Annotated in this window: 15 protein-coding genes; 11 read left to right on the forward strand and 4 right to left on the reverse strand. The window is 55.8% G+C overall.

What is annotated here, in order from left to right; genetic code table 11:
• Positions 1-55 precede the first annotated feature (55 nt).
• Genes gmk through rfaE1 form a run of 4 tightly spaced genes read right to left on the reverse strand, consistent with a single transcriptional unit; the run spans position 56 to position 3171 of the window.
• A complete protein-coding gene (gmk, locus tag JXO48_04210; GenBank protein ID MBN2283075.1) occupies positions 56-745 on the reverse strand; it encodes a guanylate kinase in 690 nt (229 codons plus the stop codon).
• Positions 746-748: 3 nt separating this feature from the next.
• Positions 749-1639, reverse strand: a complete 891-nt coding sequence (locus JXO48_04215) for a YicC family protein (protein MBN2283076.1) — start codon at positions 1637-1639, stop codon at positions 749-751.
• Positions 1640-1642: 3 nt separating this feature from the next.
• Complete coding sequence (locus JXO48_04220; protein MBN2283077.1) at positions 1643-2188, reverse strand: DUF4416 family protein; 546 nt, start codon at positions 2186-2188, stop codon at positions 1643-1645.
• Complete coding sequence (gene rfaE1, locus JXO48_04225; GenBank protein ID MBN2283078.1) at positions 2185-3171, reverse strand: D-glycero-beta-D-manno-heptose-7-phosphate kinase; 987 nt, start codon at positions 3169-3171, stop codon at positions 2185-2187. Before rfaE1 ends, JXO48_04220 begins: the two co-directional genes overlap by 4 nt.
• A 346-nt stretch (positions 3172-3517) precedes the next feature.
• Between rfaE1 and lysS the strand changes: the two genes are divergently transcribed.
• From lysS to msbA, 11 genes are all read left to right on the forward strand, one after another.
• Positions 3518-5011 (forward strand): lysine--tRNA ligase, encoded by a 1494-nt coding sequence (gene lysS / locus JXO48_04230; GenBank protein MBN2283079.1) that lies wholly within the window; start codon positions 3518-3520, stop codon positions 5009-5011.
• A 5-nt stretch (positions 5012-5016) separates the two neighbouring features.
• Positions 5017-6279: a lipoprotein-releasing ABC transporter permease subunit gene (locus tag JXO48_04235; protein MBN2283080.1), complete on the forward strand. Its 1263-nt coding sequence runs from the start codon at positions 5017-5019 to the stop codon at positions 6277-6279.
• A complete protein-coding gene (locus JXO48_04240; GenBank protein ID MBN2283081.1) occupies positions 6272-6958 on the forward strand; it encodes an ABC transporter ATP-binding protein in 687 nt (228 codons plus the stop codon). The genes JXO48_04235 and JXO48_04240 overlap by 8 nt, the downstream gene beginning before the upstream one ends.
• A complete protein-coding gene (bamA, locus tag JXO48_04245) occupies positions 6948-9587 on the forward strand; it encodes an outer membrane protein assembly factor BamA (GenBank protein MBN2283082.1) in 2640 nt (879 codons plus the stop codon). The genes JXO48_04240 and bamA overlap by 11 nt, the downstream gene beginning before the upstream one ends.
• 28 nt (positions 9588-9615) lie before the next feature.
• On the forward strand, positions 9616-10143 hold the full coding sequence (locus JXO48_04250) for an OmpH family outer membrane protein (GenBank protein ID MBN2283083.1): 528 nt from the start codon (positions 9616-9618) through the stop codon (positions 10141-10143).
• Between the two features lie 65 nt (positions 10144-10208).
• On the forward strand, positions 10209-11264 hold the full coding sequence (gene lpxD, locus JXO48_04255; GenBank protein MBN2283084.1) for a UDP-3-O-(3-hydroxymyristoyl)glucosamine N-acyltransferase: 1056 nt from the start codon (positions 10209-10211) through the stop codon (positions 11262-11264).
• A gap of 6 nt (positions 11265-11270) precedes the next feature.
• Positions 11271-12044: an acyl-ACP--UDP-N-acetylglucosamine O-acyltransferase gene (lpxA, locus tag JXO48_04260; protein MBN2283085.1), complete on the forward strand. Its 774-nt coding sequence runs from the start codon at positions 11271-11273 to the stop codon at positions 12042-12044.
• 29 nt (positions 12045-12073) lie between these two features.
• Positions 12074-13036, forward strand: a complete 963-nt coding sequence (locus JXO48_04265; protein MBN2283086.1) for a Gfo/Idh/MocA family oxidoreductase — start codon at positions 12074-12076, stop codon at positions 13034-13036.
• Positions 13020-14111 carry a DegT/DnrJ/EryC1/StrS family aminotransferase gene (locus tag JXO48_04270; protein MBN2283087.1) on the forward strand — a complete coding sequence of 364 codons (1092 nt, stop codon included), beginning with the start codon at positions 13020-13022 and terminating at the stop codon, positions 14109-14111. The genes JXO48_04265 and JXO48_04270 overlap by 17 nt, the downstream gene beginning before the upstream one ends.
• A complete protein-coding gene (gene lpxB, locus JXO48_04275; protein ID MBN2283088.1) occupies positions 14101-15267 on the forward strand; it encodes a lipid-A-disaccharide synthase in 1167 nt (388 codons plus the stop codon). The genes JXO48_04270 and lpxB overlap by 11 nt, the downstream gene beginning before the upstream one ends.
• 102 nt (positions 15268-15369) lie before the next feature.
• Complete coding sequence (msbA, locus tag JXO48_04280; protein ID MBN2283089.1) at positions 15370-17109, forward strand: lipid A export permease/ATP-binding protein MsbA; 1740 nt, start codon at positions 15370-15372, stop codon at positions 17107-17109.
• The last annotated feature ends 12 nt before the right edge of the window (positions 17110-17121 follow it).

Below are 17121 nucleotides of genomic sequence, written 5' to 3' on the forward strand. Positions count from 1 at the left end.
CACTTTGCCACTTTGCCACTTTGCCACTTTGCCACTTTGCCACTTTGTCACTTTGTCACTCTGTCACTCTGTCGCTTTGCCCCTTTGCCACTTTTTTTGCCTTCTCCATTTCGGTTTCACGTTTCCTTACAAGGTCGTCTATCTTGTTCTGCGAAAACCGGTACCGGTGTTTTTCGGCTGTGCAGATAGCCTTCAGCGCGCCGGTCGACTCCTTGATCGTATCATTGATGATAACATAGTCATACCACCGGGCCTCGGTGATCTCCTCAACGGCCCGGTTCAGGCGCCGCCTCAGCATGCCGGCGTCTTCGGAACCGCGGCGTGCAAGTCGTTCTCTCAAAATACCGATGGTGGGCGGAAGAATGAACACAAAAACACCGTCCGGGAAAATGGTTTTCAGGTTCTTCGCACCCTGAGGGTCCACGTCGAGGAGGATGTCGTGCCCCTGTTCCCGCATATCATCGATGACCCGCCGTGACGTCCCGTAGAGATGCCCGTAGTTTTCGGCCCATTCGGCAAATTCTCCGGCATCGGCGAGCCGCCTGAATTCATCCTCCTCGATGAAATGATAGTCCCTGCCATCCTGCTCTCCCCTCCGTGCCTTTCTGGTGGTATGAGACACAGAAAAGGAGAGTCCCGGTAACAGGTTCAGTACGTTCCGGCAGATGGTCGTCTTGCCGGTACCTGATGGAGCCGACACCACAATCATCAGACCTTTTGCACGATCAGGGTTGTTTTCTGCCATTTGCTACTCTATATTCTGCGCCTGCTCACGGAGTTTCGCCAGTTCCGATTTTATTTCGATCACGTTCTGAGCTATGGCGAGGTCCCCGCACTTGTATCCGACCGTATTGATCTCCCGGTGCAACTCCTGCAGGATGAAATCCATCTTTCTTCCTACGGCTACGGCCCCCTCGTTTTCCAGAAGTTCCTCAAGTTGAGCCACATGACTGTCGATCCTGACAAGTTCTTCCGTAATATCACTCTTCTCCGCCATGATCGCAACTTCCAGGGCCAGACGCGCTTCGTCCAGATCGATCCCACCGGACAGCTCTCGAACCCGGTCCACGAATTTCTTCTGATAATAGACGGGGACCTCCGGGGCACGAGACCGCACGATCTCCATGCATGACTTGATAAAGCCCAGCCGCATCACAAAATCCCGGTACAGCTGTTCTCCCTCTTTCGCCCTCATTTCCTGAAGGGCCGTCATGGACTCGTCAAGTGCCTTCCCGAGCGGTTCACGAACCGACGATACGTCTATCTCCGCCTCGGAAGAAAAAATCCCCCCCTTCAGACCGGTGAGCATGTCAAGGGTTATCTCCCCGGAAAGGCCCATTTCACTCCTGACGCGTTCCAATATATCATAATATTTCCAGAGCAGGGGCATGTTCACGGCCAGCGCCTCCGGACCGCTCCCGTTCACCTCCGCGTCGACACGAATGGCGACTTCAACTCTGCCCCGGGAGATCTTTTCAGCGATCTTCCGTTTCGCTTCGATCTCAAGGGAACTCATAAACAGCGGAAGTCGCACGATAATTTCCGTGTTCCGGTGATTGAGCGATTTTATTTCCACCGTCAGTTTTCTCTCGCCGAAACCGCATTCCGCCCGTCCGTAACCGGTCATACTTTTTATCATCAGCTACACTCCCTCGTCATTCTCCGTCCCCTTCAACTGCAGCAGATAGCGGGCCCTGATCCGGTTGAACATCTCCCGAACAGCCCTGCTCGCGTAATCAGGATAGGTCCATTCCAGTTTCTGAAACGACTTGTCCCGGTACACCAGCGTCAGGTCCGCATACAGCCCGTTCCTCACATAGGGACGGTGCGTGTAGGGCTTTCCCGTCGCCAGGATCAGGTGCGCACGCGCCACGTATCCGGGGTCTATATTGACGGTTCTGCGACCGTCAACAGATGCTTCGCGTTCGATGTCATTCGTATGCAGCTTTATATCCCACAGGTCGCCGGGTTCGATCAACGTTTCAAAGGACAGGAACCGTCTCTTGAGCGGGGTCCCCATCTCCGGCTCATAATAATCGGTCTCGTCAAAGGGAACCACGGCACTGATATAATCGGGGTCCCCGTAACGCCGGGCGAGCTGCCTGACGGCCCTGTCGATCCGCTCCCCTTCCGGTGAAAATATGCTTGCGATCAGTTTCACCGGTTCCGGTTTTCTCGGTCCGCTCATAAAAGTGCCGTCAATTCCTCGCGGGTTACCGTCGCCGTCCCCACCTTACCGACAACGATCCCGGCGGCATGATTTGCAAGCACGGCCGCCTCCCGATAGGTCGCCCCCGCCGCAACGCTCAGTGCGAACACGCCGATCACCGTATCACCGGCGCCGGTCACGTCGAAAACCTCCCGCGCCACGGCAGGAATAGCGGTAATATCGCCATTGTGTTCAAAAAGCGTCATTCCTTCTTCTCCCCGCGTTATCAGAACGCCCTTCACGTGCAGTTTCTTCAGTAGTGCCTTGCCGCCCCTGATAACGTCGGCCTCGCCGGCGAATTCCCGGTGCAGCGCCCTGGCCGCCTCGACGTGATTCGGTGTTATCAGGTCAACATCGCTGTAAAGGGAAAACCCGTTCTGCTTGGGATCGACGCACAGAACGATGCCCGTCCCGTCAATGGCTTTCCTGATCTCGGTGATCAGCTTTTTCGAGACGACACCCTTGGCGTAATCGGAAATGACGATCGCCCCCAGTTCGTCACGAACATCGGTAATATATTCCATTATCCTCTGAAGGCTGTCGTTCCTGATCTTCTCGGTGTTCTCCCGGTCGAAACGCACCACCTGCTGGCCGTGGGCGACGATCCTCGTCTTGACGACGGTGGGCCGTCCCTGCTCGACCACGATCCCCCGGGTATCGATATTCATTTTTCTCAGCCGGCCCACAAACCATCTGCCCATCAGGTCGGCTCCGATGACGCCCGTTATCGAAGCCTTTCCGCCGATGGAACAGATGTTGTTGAGCACATTGGAACACCCGCCCAGGAGGTAATCCTCGGATGTCACCCGCACAACCGGCACCGGGGCCTCCGGCGAAATGCGTGACACCTTGCCCCAGATGAACTGGTCCACCATGACATCCCCCACGATGAGGACCCTGGACCGGGGGAATCTATCGATGATCTCCAGCGCCCGTTTCCTGCCGATAATCGTTCCTACCATGCCTGCTGCAGCCTCGACAACGGGATGCGTCCGTCCCGCGGGATCACTTAATGCCAAAACCGCCCGCGGAAAACGCCGATTCCCTTTCTAAAAAGTGTAATACGTTAGTATTATGTCTTTTTCTTGTCAATTTTTTTCTTCCACCTTCAGTCGATTTTCTTATGACCTTCCATTGACGAGAGGTGTTCGGAGCGCTCTCAGGCGAAACGGCGCCTGGTTCCAACCCTTAAAAGACTTGACTAAACGTCCGAAAAAATATAGGTATTACACCTTTATATCGACATACGGGGTGTATCTGGCCCGTCATCGGCGCGGCCGCGGGCACAACCGGTGAGGAATGTATCCGATGGATGAAACAAGCGAACTTCTGAAAAAAAGAAAAGAAAAAATGGCATCTCTGAAAGAAGCGGGGATCAATCTCTATCCCAATGATGTCGACATAACCGCCACAACGGCAGGTATCCTGGCCGGGTTCAACCATCTTGACGACGCAGCGCTCGCCGCCGCGGACGAGCGATTTACCGTCGCGGGACGCATGATGGCCCAGAGGCTTTTCGGCAAGGCGGCTTTCATAAATATCATGGACCGCAGCGGAAGACTTCAGGTTTACGTCGCGAAGAACACGGTGGGCGACGAGGCGTATGCCCTTTTTAAAAAACACGATGTGGGCGACATTATTTCCGCATCAGGGAAACTTTTCAAGACGAAAACGGGTGAGTTGACCATCGCGGCCGACGAAATCCGCCTGCTCTCCAAGGCGGTACTGCCGCTGCCTGAAAAATGGCACGGCCTGAAGGATGTCGAAACGCGATACCGCCAGCGTCACCTCGACCTGATCATGAACCCCGACGTGAAAGCCGTTTTCGAGACGAGGAGCCGCATCATCAAGCTGATACGCGACTTCATGCAGGACAGGGACTTTCTCGAAGTGGAAACCCCCATGATGCAGGCGATAGCAGGCGGCGCCATGGCGCAGCCCTTCAAGACCCACCACAACGCACTCGATATGGACCTCTATCTCAGGATCGCGCCGGAGCTGTACCTGAAGCGTCTTATCGTCGGAGGACTTGAGCGGGTCTTTGAGATCAACAGGAACTTCAGAAATGAAGGCGTGTCGACCCTTCACAACCCCGAATTTACCATGATGGAATTCTACCAGGCCTACGCCACCTACGAAGACCTCATGACACTTACGGAAGAGCTTTTCGTTCATATTTCCAAGGATGTATGTGACTCCCTGATCATATCCTACCAGGGAACTCAGATCGATCTCACGCCTCCCTGGGACCGCCTGACCATCAAGGAAGCCATCACCAGGTACACCGATATCGATCCCGGCGTTCTCGGGGACGCGGACCGGGCGATCGCCTGCGCGCGGGAGATCGGCCTCGATATCGAGGACAGGGAACCGCTGGGAAAAACGATCATGGCCATATTCGAGGAACTGGTGGAGGACAAGCTGATCCAGCCCACCTTCATAACCAGCTACCCCATCGAGGTATCACCGCTCTCGCGGAGGAGCGAGGATAATCCGGCCTTCACGGACCGCTTCGAACTGTATATATATGGAAGGGAGATTGCCAACGCCTTCTCCGAGCTGAACGATCCCGAGGACCAGGAACAGCGTTTCCTGATGCAGCTCAGGGAACGGGAGGCCGGCGACCTTGAGGCCCATGAAATGGACAGGGATTACATCACCGCCCTGGAGTATGCCATGCCTCCGACGGCGGGAGAGGGCATCGGTATCGACCGGCTCGTCATGCTCTTTACGGATTCGCCATCGATCCGCGACGTCATCCTCTTTCCGCACATGCGGCCCCAGTCGTCGCCGAAGGTTTGAAACGCATGTCCTACGAAATTTTCATAGGCTTCAGATACCTGAGAGCGAAGCGCAAGCAGACCTTTATTTCCGTGAACACCATGCTGTCAATGGCCGGTATATTTCTCGGCGTGGCGGCACTGATCGTCGTTCTTTCAGTCATGACGGGATTTGAGACGGAACTGCGCGAAAAGATCCTGGGGATCAACTCGCACATCGTTCTCATGCAATATTCCGGAGGCATGACAAATCACGAAGCGGTCATGGCGGAGATCAAAGGGATTCCCGGTATCGTCGCCACGACACCCTTCATTTACAGCCAGGCCATGCTGAAGAACCGGGACCGTGTCACCGGGGTCGTTCTGCGCGGCATTGAGGTGAAAAGTGCCCGCGACGTGCTCAACATCGGTAAAATGACCGACGGAAGCATCGACGCTCTCGCTGCTTCGAAAAACGCCGCCGACACCGCAACGCCGCCGGGAATCATCATCGGCGGTGAACTTGCACGGAACCTCAACGCCCTCTACCAGGACACCGTGGAAGTTCTACTTCCCATGGGCATCACGACCCCCATGGGCGTCATGCCACGGATAAAAAAATTCAGGGTCGTCGGCATCTTCGAATCGGGCTCATACGAGTACGATTCATCCCTCGTCTTCATATCCCTTGCAGAATGCATGGAGTTTCTCAACATGCCCGAGGAAGTCACGGGTATCGAGATCAGGATCGCCAACATCTATCAGGCGGGAACGATAGCCCGGACACTGGAAAACACCCTCGGGTTCCCCTTCTGGGCCCGCCCCTGGATGGAAATGAACAAGAATCTCTTTTCCGCCCTCAAGCTTGAAAAGAGGGTCATGTTCATCATTCTCAGCCTGATCGTCATTGTGGCGGCTTTTAATATCATAACAACACTGATCATGACGGTAATGGAAAAATACCGCGACATCGCGATCCTTAAATCGATGGGGGCGACCTCCCGGGGGATCATGAAGATCTTCATGGTTCAGGGAATGATAATCGGTGCCATCGGCACTTTTCTGGGATGCGTCACGGGAGTCACCCTGGCCCTGAATCTCGAACGGGTCACCAGGTTCATCGAGGACCTGTTCGGCTTTAAGGTACTGCCGCAGGATGTCTATTATCTCAACGAATTACCGTCCCAGGTCAATTACAGCGATGTGGCCCTGATCGTCATCGTGGCCCTGCTGCTGTGCTTTCTGGCATCTATGTATCCGTCATGGCGCGCGTCCCGGCTCGACCCCGCAGTGGCGCTTCGCTATGAATAATGGACAGGGAATGATAACCGTTAGAAACCTGACAAAAACGTTCATAAAGGACGGAACACGCATTGAAGTCCTGAAAGGCCTGGACCTGGAAATAACCGCCGGTGAAACGATGGCCGTTCTGGGTGTCTCAGGCGCCGGGAAAACGACCTTCCTGCAAATTCTGGGACTTCTCGACCGCCCCACATCGGGACAGGTCCTGTTCGACGGCGTCAACATATTTGACCGGCAAGACCGGGAACGCGCGTACTTCAGAAACCGGCAGATCGGTTTTGTCTTTCAGTTCCACCACCTGCTTCCCGAATTCACCACCCTGGAGAACACCATGATGCCGGCGCTGATCGCCGGCGTGAACAGATCGGAGGCACGTGCGATGGCCGAGAGCACCTTGACGGAAGTAGGCCTTGGTGATAGATTGGTCCACAAACCGGGCGAGCTTTCCGGCGGAGAACAGCAGCGGGTCGCCGTGGCGCGGGCCATGGTCATGAAGCCCCGCTGTATTCTTGCCGATGAGCCGACGGGAAACCTTGACACGGAGACAGGAAGAAAGATCGAGGACCTTCTGCTTGATCTCAACGCAACACGGGGCTCAACCCTCATCGTCGTCACACACAATACATCTCTGGCACGCCGCATGACGCGCATGATCGGCCTGAAAGACGGGAAAACATATGAATTGTGAGCTTATCAAACGCCTCGTCCTGATATTTCTTGTCCTCCTGGTCGCCCAGGGGGCCCTTGCCGCCGACAGGACAGGTATCGCACTGTTCCCCTTCGTTCTTCAGGGCGGCGCTGGTGAAGACATGGAACCGCGCATCAGAAGTCTTCTCGGAACCGAACTGGGAAAAACGGGAACCATCGACATTGTCCCCGACGAAAAAGTGGCACAGGCACTCAGCGGGAAGAAGATCGATGAAAAGCAGGCCTTTTCCGTGGGAGGTGAGATCGGTGCCGACATCGTTATCATGGGAACGGTGACCGCCCTGGGCGGCCGGCTCAGTGCTAACCTCGAGGCCCTCGGTGTCGCGGAAAAGATCATTTACGGCGACATCACCGCCGCCGGAAACACCACGGATGAAGGGATGACGTCCCTCGCGGCGGAACTTGCCCGGGTCATTCTGGTAAGAATATTTCCCTCGCAGGTTATTGCGAAGGTCGAAATCCAGGGAAACAGCCGCATTGAAGAGAACGTGATCCTGAACGTCATGTCCGTCGCCAGGGGAAAGCCTTTTTCACAGAAGGATCTTTCAGCCGATATCAAGGCCGTTTACGGCATCGGGTATTTTAATGATGTAACGGCGACCGTGACGGAAAGCCCGGAAGGACTGGTCATCCGGCTCAGTGTCCAGGAAATGCCCCTTGTCTCGGAGGTGAACGTCGCCGGGAATGACGACGTCAAGAAGGAGGATATCACGGCCGTCATTACCGTGGAGGCCCACGAGGTCCTGAATCTCGATAAAGTCGCGGATTCCGTTGAAAACATAAAAAATCTTTACAAGAACAAGGGATTCTATAACGCAGAGGTCACATACCGGATCGAGGAGAAGGAAAACAAGGCGACCGTCACGTTCGACATAAAGGAAAAAAAGAAGATACACATAAAAACGATCACCTTTGAGGGGAATGAGGCATACACGGCAAAGGAACTGCGGGACATGATGGATACCTCCGAATGGGGCATCTTTTCCTTCATCACCGATTCGGGTATCCTCAACGAAGACAAGCTGAAGCAGGACATGAACAAGCTGGCCGCCTTCTATCTTAACAACGGCTATATCAACATAGAGATCGGGGACCCGGTCATCACCCATGACGAAAAATGGCTGTATGTCACCATTACCGTCAAGGAGGGGAAACAGTTCAGGGTCGGCCATGTATCCATCACGGGCGATACCATTTCCGTGCCCCGGGAAAAACTGTTCGAAAACCTGAACATCACAAAAAAAGACCATTTCGACCGGGAAGCCATCATGAAGGACATCGATTACCTGACCGAGGCCTTCAACAATGAAGGGTATGCCTATGCGGCGGTCTCACCCCTGACGACCCCCCGCGAAGAGGAGCAGCAGGTCGATATAACCTACAACATCGAAAAGGGGGAACTCGTTTACATCAACAGGATAACGATAACGGGCAACACCGTCACCCGCGACAAGGTGGTCAGAAGAGAGCTTGACGTTGTGGAAGGTGACCTTTACAACCGGGGCGACATGCGTTCCAGTTACGCGAACATCAACCGGCTGCGATACTTTGAGGAAATAAACTTTCAGACTGAACGCGGTCTCGAGGCGGACCTGATGGACATCAATGTGAACGTGCGGGAACAACCCACAGGCATGTTCAGCGTGGGAGCGGGATACAGTGCCGTTGACCAGTTCATCGTCATGACCAGGGTCTCCCAGAGAAACCTCTTTGGACGGGGACAGACCCTGGGGGTAAGTGCCTACCTGGGTTCCTCGACGACGAATTTCGAGCTCTCCTTCATCGAGCCCTGGCTCTTTGACATGCCCCTGTGGAGTAAATACGAGATATGGCACATGCGGCGCGAATATGACGCCTATGACCTTCAAACCATGGGGTTCGAGACAACCTTCGGTTATCCTCTCTGGAAGGAAGAAGACCTCATGGGTTACATCGGTTATCGTTTCAGCATCGATGAGGTCACGGAGATCGCCGACAACGCCTCCACATACGTAAAGGAACAGGAAGGGGAGACCACATCGAGCGGCGTTACGCTTACCCTGTCGCGGGACACGACCGACGATATCTTTTTTCCCTCAAAGGGTTCAAAGAACTCCTTTTCCGTCGAGCACACGGGTACCATTTTCCAGGGGGACACGAGCTTCACCAAATACCAGGCAACATCGACCTGGTTCTTCCCTCTCCCCCTTGAGACGGTTTTCAGCGTCAGGGGACGAGCGGGATATTTACACGGCAACGAAGGGAAGGATGTCCCGATCTACGAGCGATTCTACCTCGGAGGGATCAACTCCCTGAGGGGCCTTCGGGAAATAGGCCCGGTGGACCCGGAAACGGACGACGTGATCGGCGGGGAGACCATGCTCAACTTCAACGTTGAATTCATCTTTCCGCTCATCAAGGACGCGGGGCTGAAAGGTGTCATATTTTACGATGCGGGAAACGCCTGGGAGAGCGGATACCATATAGACGACATGAGAGAAACGGCCGGAGCCGGTATCCGGTGGTATTCACCGGTCGGTCCGCTTCGGGTCGAGTGGGGCTATGTCCTTGACCGAAAGGAAGATGAACCCCCCAGCAGGTGGGAATTCACCGTGGGTATGTTCATGTAATAATTAATCTTTATCAGGGGGAATGTGTATGAAACGATGTTTTTTTGTAACCGCTGTCATCGCCATCGTCCTCTTTGCAGTGGGTGCCTCGGCGGCTGACAAAACGGGGTTTATCGACATGCGGGAGATCCTTTTCAAATCCGAAGCCGGAAAGGCCGCGGCGGCGGAATTCAAGAAACTGGTCGATCAGAAAAAGCTCAATATCCAGGAACTGGAAGATGAGCTGAAGAAGCTGAAGGACCAGCTCGACAAACAGCGGCTGAACCTCACGGAAAACGCTCTGAAGGAAAAGGAACTCGACTATCAGAAAAAGTACCGGGAATACAAGCGCCTGATCGACGACGCGAACGAAGAAATGCAGATAAAGGAACAGGAGATCTTTCAGCAGCTCGTACCGGAAATTCTCAAGGTGGTACAGGCCATCGGCGAGAAAGAGGGGTACACGATGATAGTGGACATCAATTCCGTCAACCTGCCCTACTACTCGAAAGCAAACGACATCACCGCCAAGGTGATAGAACGGTATGACAAGGAATCCGGCGGCAAAAAGAAATAAGGGGGCGCGGGTTCCCGGCAGGATCACCCCATGACGGCCGGAACCGGGCCTGACGGAACACGACAATGACCGTAACGAAAACGCTTTTGGAAGTCGCCGAATATCTGGGCGGAAACCTTATCGGTGACGGCACCGTGCGGGTTTCTCATATCCGGGGGATAGACGAAGCCGGTGACGGCGACATCACGTTCATCGCGAACCCCAAATACCGCAGAAAGCTCGCGACCACGGCCGCGTCGGTGGTCCTGGTGTCACCGGACATCACCAGATCGGAACGGAACCTGATCATCGTCGAAGATCCTTACATCGCGCTGGCCCGGCTCCTTCCCGTCTTTTATCCCGAGGAACGGGCCCCGGCCACGGTCAGTCCCGAGGCTATCATCGATGAAAGTGCCGGGATCGGTCCGGAGGTCACCATATATCCCGGTGTGTATGTGGGAAAGGAAGCCGTCATCGAAAAGGGTGTCGTTCTCTACCCCGGTGTCTTCATCGGGAACCATGTCAGGGTCGGAGAAAGCTCGATCCTCTACCCGAACGTCTGCGTCTACCGGCGCTGCCTCATCGGGAAACGGGTCATCCTCCACGCCGGCGTCGTCGTCGGCAGTGACGGCTTCGGTTTCGCGGCCCCGGGTCAACAGAACCTGAAAGTGTCACAGGTGGGTATCGTTCAGATCGATGACGACTGTGAGATCGGCGCGAACACGACCATCGACCGGGGGGCCCTGGGAAAGACCTGGATCAGGAAGGGTGTCAAGATCGACAATCTGGTCCAGGTCGGTCACAACGTGGTCATCGGTGAGAACAGCATCATCGTGGCCCAGGTAGGCATATCGGGAAGCACCGGCATCGGCTCCGGCGTCATGATCGGCGGACAGGCAGGGATCGTGGGTCACATACGGATCGGTGACCGGGCGATGGTAGCCGCCAAGACGGGGGTTCACAAGGATGTCCCTCCCGGTCATATCGTATCCGGGTTCGTCCAGATGCCCCATCAGGATTTTCTCCGGACCCAGGCCTGCATGCCGAAACTGCCCGACATGAGAAAAACCCTTGCCATCCTCCAGAAAAAAGTGGAGGAACTGGAATCATCCATTGCATCCATGACCCGCGAGAAGGAATGAGGCACCATGAAAATACACCCAACGGCGATCATATCACCAAAGGCGGCCCTGGAAGACGGGGTCGAGATCGGACCTTACAGCATCATCGGTGATGATGTCACCATCGGAAAAGGCACCGTCGTCGGACCCCACGTGGTCATTGAGGGCCCCACCAGGATCGGAGAAAACTGCCGGTTCTTCCAGTTCTGCTCGATCGGCGCCATCCCGCAGGACCTGAAATTCAAGGGCGAGGACAGCCCTCTCATCATAGGGAACGGCAACACCTTCCGGGAATGTGTCACCGTGCACCGGGGCACGGCCGCCGATATAAACATGACCTCCATCGGCAACGACAACTTTCTCATGGCCTATTGCCATGTGGCACACAACTGCAAGCTGGACGACAATATCATCATGTCGAACGCCGTCAATCTCGCCGGCCACATACATGTCGAGGACTATGCCATCATCGGAGGCATGACGGGAATCCATCAGTTCACCCGTATCGGTTGTCACAGCATGGTCAGCGGCGCTTCCGGCGTCGCACAGGATGTGATCCCCTATGTCATGGCCGCGGGGAATCACGCGAAGCTGTATGGGTTGAATGTCGTGGGATTAAAACGGCGGGGATTTTCCGAGGAAGCCATCAGCGCACTGAAAAAGACCTATCGCATCCTCTTCAGATCGAACATGCTCCTCTCGGACGCCCTGGCAAAAATCCGGGATGAAGCAGGCGACTTTCCCGAGGTCCGCCACGTCATCGAATTCGTAGAGGCGTCAAAACGGGGGATCTGCCGGTAGAGCGAACGCTTCATTCCTGCGAGGGGAATATGGACCCTATACGTGTCGGTGTGGTGGGTGTCGGCCACCTGGGAACCTTCCACCTGCAGAAATATCAAAAGATACCCCGCTCCGCCATCATCGGTGTCGCCGATGTCATAAAGGAGCGGGCCCTTGAAGCCGCCCGGGACTTCAACTGCGAGGTCTTCCCCGATCATCGCGACATGATCGGCCGGGTCGACGCCGTCAGCATCGCCGTCCCTACGGAATCGCACTATTCCGTGGCCAGGGACTTTCTTGCCGCCGGCGTTGATGTGCTCCTGGAAAAACCCATCGCCACAACCCTCGCGGAGGCGGATTCCCTGATCGCTCTGGCCGAAGAGAAAAAGGCCGTGTTTCAGGTCGGCTTCGTCGAGCGCTTCAATCCCGCCGTGTCGGCCCTTGCCGAGGCGATCAGAGCACCCCTCTTCATCGAATCCCACCGCCTCCACCCCTTCTTCCGGCGTGGAACCGATGTTGACGTAATCCTTGATCTCATGGTCCACGACCTCGACATCATACTCAATTTCGTCGGTGACGTCCCAAAGGAGGTCGATGCCGTGGGGGTGTCGGTCCTCTCCGAAAAGGTCGACATCGCGAACGCCCGGATCACCTTTGCAAAAGGATGCGTCGCCAATGTAACGGCAAGCAGGATCACCAACAAAAAAATGCAGAAAATACGATTCTTCTGCCCCGATTCCTATCATTCAGTCGATTACGGAAAACGCGAACTGATCTCACTGCGGCGGGAGATCGATGAAAGCGGTGCCGTTACGATCCGCCAGAACGATATCGCCGTGAAGATATACGACCCCCTTGAAGCGGAGATCAGGGCCTTTACGGAGTGCGTCGCGGAGCGGACCACCCCTGCGGTCAGCGGCCGGGAAGCGCGTAAATCTCTCGAACTGGCCCTGCAAATCGTTGAAAAGATCAAAATGAACGAGGAGAAACTGATCGATGATACAGATGGTTGACCTGAAGAGGCAGTACCACATCCTGAAAGAGGAGATCGACGCCGCCGTTCAGGAAGTACTTGAGGGGACTCACTTTATTCTTGGTCCCAACGTTTCGCAACTGGAAAAGGAAATAGCTTCCTATCATGGGGTGGACGATGCCGTGGGCGTCGGGAACGGAACCGACGCGCTCCTCCTGGCCCTGAGGGCCTGCGGGATCGGCGAGGGTGACGAGGTCATCACCACACCCTTTACTTTTATTGCAACGGCAGAGGTGATCGCTCTTCTCAAGGCGGTCCCCGTTTTCATAGACATCGATCACGCGACCTATAATATGGACCCGGCGGCTATCGAAGAAAAGATATCCCCGCGGACAAAGGCGATCATTCCCGTTCACCTTTTTGGTCACCCCGTCGATATGGACGCCGTCATGGACATCGCCGCGAGAAAGGATCTGAAGGTCATCGAGGACTGCGCCCAGGCCTTCGGCGCCGAGTACAAGGGGAAAAAGGTGGGCACCTTCGGCGACTGCGGTTGTTTCAGCTTTTTCCCGAGCAAGAATCTTGCCTGCTACGGAGATGGGGGCATGGTGATAGCCCGTGACGGCAATGCCGGAGAAATGGTTCGCATGCTGCGGAACCACGGCAGCAGGGTCAAATACTACCATGCCGTCCTCGGATACAACAGCCGTCTTGACGAGCTGCAGGCGGCCGTTCTGAGGGTCAAGTTCAGGCATATCGACGAATTCAACGCCGCCCGAAGAAAAAATGCCGCACTGTACAGTGCCGGACTGACGGGGAACAGCGTCGTTCCACCCGTCGAACTGCCGGGGTGTACCCATGTGTATCATCAGTACACCATCAGGACGGGCGATCGGGACACCCTCATGGACCAGCTGAAGCAGGCGGGGATCGCATCGGCCGTTTACTATCCGCTTCCCCTGCACCGGCAGGAAGTATTTCTCGCAGGCGACGTGTCAGTCTCCTGTCCCGTGAGCGATGAGTGCGCATCGAAGGTCCTGTCTCTCCCCATGTTCCCGGAATTGACGGAAGAAGAGATAGGCCGCGTCTGTGAAGTGATCAATAATGCACCCTGATCGTAACAATCCCGGCACGCACGGGAAAAAGGTCTGCGTCATCGCCGGTGAGGCCTCCGGCGACCTTCACGGGGCCAACCTCGTCAGGACCATGGAAGAAATAGGTCAGGATCTGCGTTTCTCCGGCATCGGCGGAACGAAAATGAAACAGGCCGGGGTCGAGCTCCTGGCCGAATCCGGGGACATGGCCGTGGTGGGCCTTACCGAGGTGCTCTCACGGCTCGGCGTCATTCTCCAGGTTCGAAAAAAGATCAGAAATCATCTGAAGGAGGAACGGCCGGACCTCCTCATCCTGATAGATTATCCGGATTTCAACATACCCCTGGCAAAATACGCGAAGAAGCTGGGAATACCGGTCTTCTACTACATCAGCCCCCAGGTATGGGCGTGGCGCCAGGGACGGATCTCCGTCCTTGAACGATCGGTGGACCGCATGGCCGTTATCCTTCCCTTCGAAAAGGAATTCTACAGAAGGGTATCGAAGCTGGACGTCCATTTCACCGGGCACCCGCTTCTCGATGTAGTAAAACAGACGGCGCCGCGGGAACAGACCCTGATGCGCCGGGGGTTGAATCCCGGAAGGATGACCGTTGCTCTCCTGCCGGGAAGCAGGGAGAAGGAAGTGACCAGGCTCCTGCCGGAAATGCTGACGGCGGCCGGCATTATCGCGGGAAAACTGCCGGACATCCAGTTCCTTCTGCCTCTGGCCGACACGCTGTCCCGCGAGTTCGTCTCGGCTGTGATCGCCGGTTCCCCGATCCCGGTAACGATCGTTGAAAATGACGGGTACAACGCCCTGGCGGCAGCCGACGCCGCTATGGTAACCTCCGGTACGGCGACGCTCGAGACGGCCCTCCTTGAAGTTCCCATGATAATCGTGTACAAGGTTTCACCTCTTTCGTACCTGCTGGGACGGATGGTCATCCATGTATCCCATATCGGGCTCGTCAATATTATCGCGGGCAGAGAGATCGTCCCCGAACTGATCCAGGGATACGCGACGGGCGAAGCAATGGCCGATGAGATATACCGGATCCTTTCGGACCAGGCCCGGCGACGGCAGATGCGCGAAGACCTGAAAAAGGTCAGGGCGAAGCTCGGCAGCCCCGGGGCGTCACGGCGGGCGGCGGAACTGGCATTGGAGATGATTGGATGAAAAAACAAGTGCCTGCGTGCGACTGGGGATTACGGATTACGGATTACGGATTAACGTTTCTGGGGTTTTCTGGTACCGGAGAAGAGGCTGAAGGGTAAGATAATGGACATCTACAAACGACTTCTGCTCATGGCGAAACCCCACATGGCGAAGTTCCTCCTCGCCATGGTCCTGATGCTGATCATCGGCGGGGCGACGTCGGCGCTTGCCTTTCTGGTAAAGCCGGCCCTGGACGGTATTTTTTTCGCCAAAGACAGGACAATGCTCATGCTGATCCCCCTCCTCATCATAATCCTGTATTTCGTCAAGGGCGCCGCCAGTTACGGCCAGACGGTCCTCATGAGATACATCGGCCAGCGGGTCATCACGGACCTGAGGAGCCGGCTCTACGATCACATCCAGTTGCAGTCTCTTTCCTTCTTCTCCCGAAACCCCACGGGTGTCCTCATGTCCCGCATCACCAATGACGTGACCTTCATCCAGGGAGCCGTTTCCGAAGCGGTCACCAGCATTCTGAAGGACACCTTCACGCTGATCGGGCTTATTTTCGTCATTTTCTACCGTGACTGGCAACTGGCGCTTATCGCCTCGTTCGTCTTTCCCCTGAGCATCTATCCCATCGCCAAGTTCGGAGAGCGGATGAGAACCATAGCGACCCGGACACAGGTGACCATGGGGACGCTCTCCAGCCTCCTTCAGGAAACCATCTCAGGCACGCGGATCGTCAAGGCCTTTAACATGGAACGGTATGAGGGAGAGCGGTTCGGAAAGGAAAATGAGCGGCTCTTCAGGCTGTTCATGAAGACCGTGTCCATCAGGGCCGTTGCCAGCCCCTTCATGGAATTTCTCGGGGGTATCGGCGTCGCGGCTATCGTATTTTACGGGGGATACCAGGTTATCAACGGCGCTTCAACGCCGGGGACCTTCTTCTCCTTCCTCGCCGCACTGATACTTCTCTATGAACCGGTAAAGCGCCTCACGAACGTCAACAACACGATCCAGCAGGGGATCGCCGCGTCCGTCAGGGTTTTCGCCGTCATGGACACACCTCCGGAGATCCAGGACAAGCCGGGAGCGCAGCCGCTGCCCCCTATTTCCGATTCCATCGAGATCCGTGATGTAACGTTCCACTACGATGATAATGAGCCGGTGCTGCACCAGGTCGACCTTTCCATCAAGGCCGGTGAAACGGTGGCGTTCGTCGGCATGAGCGGCAGCGGAAAGACCACCCTGGTAAACCTTATTCCTCGATTCTATGATGTATCGACAGGCGGCATCACGATCGACGGGCATGACATCCGGGACGTGACCATCCGGTCGCTGCGGGAACAGATCGGCATCGTCACCCAGCAGACGATCCTCTTCAATGACACCGTTCGGAACAACATCGCCTACGGCAATCGTGACAAGAATGATGACGAGATCATCAGAGCGGCGAAAATGGCAAATGCCCACAACTTCATTGTCGAACTTCCCCAGGGATACGATACGATCATCGGTGAACTGGGGGCCCGCCTGTCGGGAGGGGAAAAACAGCGTATCTCCATCGCGCGAGCCCTGCTGAAGGATGCTCCCATCCTGATCCTCGACGAGGCGACGTCCTCCCTCGACACCGAGTCCGAGGCGGAGGTCCAGGATGCCCTGGAAACCCTCATGAAGGGGCGGACGACCCTGGTGATCGCCCACCGGCTCTCGACGATCATCAATGCCCATAGAATCATCGTCATCTCCCGGGGGCGGGTCATCGAGGAAGGGACCCACGATTCACTCATGGCGCTGAAGGGCGAATACTTCAAACTCTACAATATGCAGTTCAAAGACCCCGGTGCGGCCGCCCAGTAAGGGTCGTCCCCA

This window comes from Deltaproteobacteria bacterium, assembly GCA_016933965.1.
GTDB lineage: Bacteria > Desulfobacterota > Syntrophia > Syntrophales > UBA2210 > JAFGTS01.

What these genes read in the sequence shown, in the direction of transcription:
- gmk (MBN2283075.1), bottom strand. Translation starts at nt 745, where the DNA reads ATGGCAGAAAACAACCCTGATCGTGCAAAAGGTCTGATGATTGTGGTG.
- JXO48_04215 (MBN2283076.1), bottom strand. Translation starts at nt 1,639, where the DNA reads ATGATAAAAAGTATGACCGGTTACGGACGGGCGGAATGCGGTTTCGGC.
- JXO48_04220 (MBN2283077.1), bottom strand. Translation starts at nt 2,188, where the DNA reads ATGAGCGGACCGAGAAAACCGGAACCGGTGAAACTGATCGCAAGCATA.
- rfaE1 (MBN2283078.1), bottom strand. Translation starts at nt 3,171, where the DNA reads ATGGTAGGAACGATTATCGGCAGGAAACGGGCGCTGGAGATCATCGAT.
- lysS (MBN2283079.1), top strand. Translation starts at nt 3,518, where the DNA reads ATGGATGAAACAAGCGAACTTCTGAAAAAAAGAAAAGAAAAAATGGCA.
- JXO48_04235 (MBN2283080.1), top strand. Translation starts at nt 5,017, where the DNA reads ATGTCCTACGAAATTTTCATAGGCTTCAGATACCTGAGAGCGAAGCGC.
- JXO48_04240 (MBN2283081.1), top strand. Translation starts at nt 6,272, where the DNA reads ATGAATAATGGACAGGGAATGATAACCGTTAGAAACCTGACAAAAACG.
- bamA (MBN2283082.1), top strand. Translation starts at nt 6,948, where the DNA reads ATGAATTGTGAGCTTATCAAACGCCTCGTCCTGATATTTCTTGTCCTC.
- JXO48_04250 (MBN2283083.1), top strand. Translation starts at nt 9,616, where the DNA reads ATGAAACGATGTTTTTTTGTAACCGCTGTCATCGCCATCGTCCTCTTT.
- lpxD (MBN2283084.1), top strand. Translation starts at nt 10,209, where the DNA reads ATGACCGTAACGAAAACGCTTTTGGAAGTCGCCGAATATCTGGGCGGA.
- lpxA (MBN2283085.1), top strand. Translation starts at nt 11,271, where the DNA reads ATGAAAATACACCCAACGGCGATCATATCACCAAAGGCGGCCCTGGAA.
- JXO48_04265 (MBN2283086.1), top strand. Translation starts at nt 12,074, where the DNA reads ATGGACCCTATACGTGTCGGTGTGGTGGGTGTCGGCCACCTGGGAACC.
- JXO48_04270 (MBN2283087.1), top strand. Translation starts at nt 13,020, where the DNA reads ATGATACAGATGGTTGACCTGAAGAGGCAGTACCACATCCTGAAAGAG.
- lpxB (MBN2283088.1), top strand. Translation starts at nt 14,101, where the DNA reads ATGCACCCTGATCGTAACAATCCCGGCACGCACGGGAAAAAGGTCTGC.
- msbA (MBN2283089.1), top strand. Translation starts at nt 15,370, where the DNA reads ATGGACATCTACAAACGACTTCTGCTCATGGCGAAACCCCACATGGCG.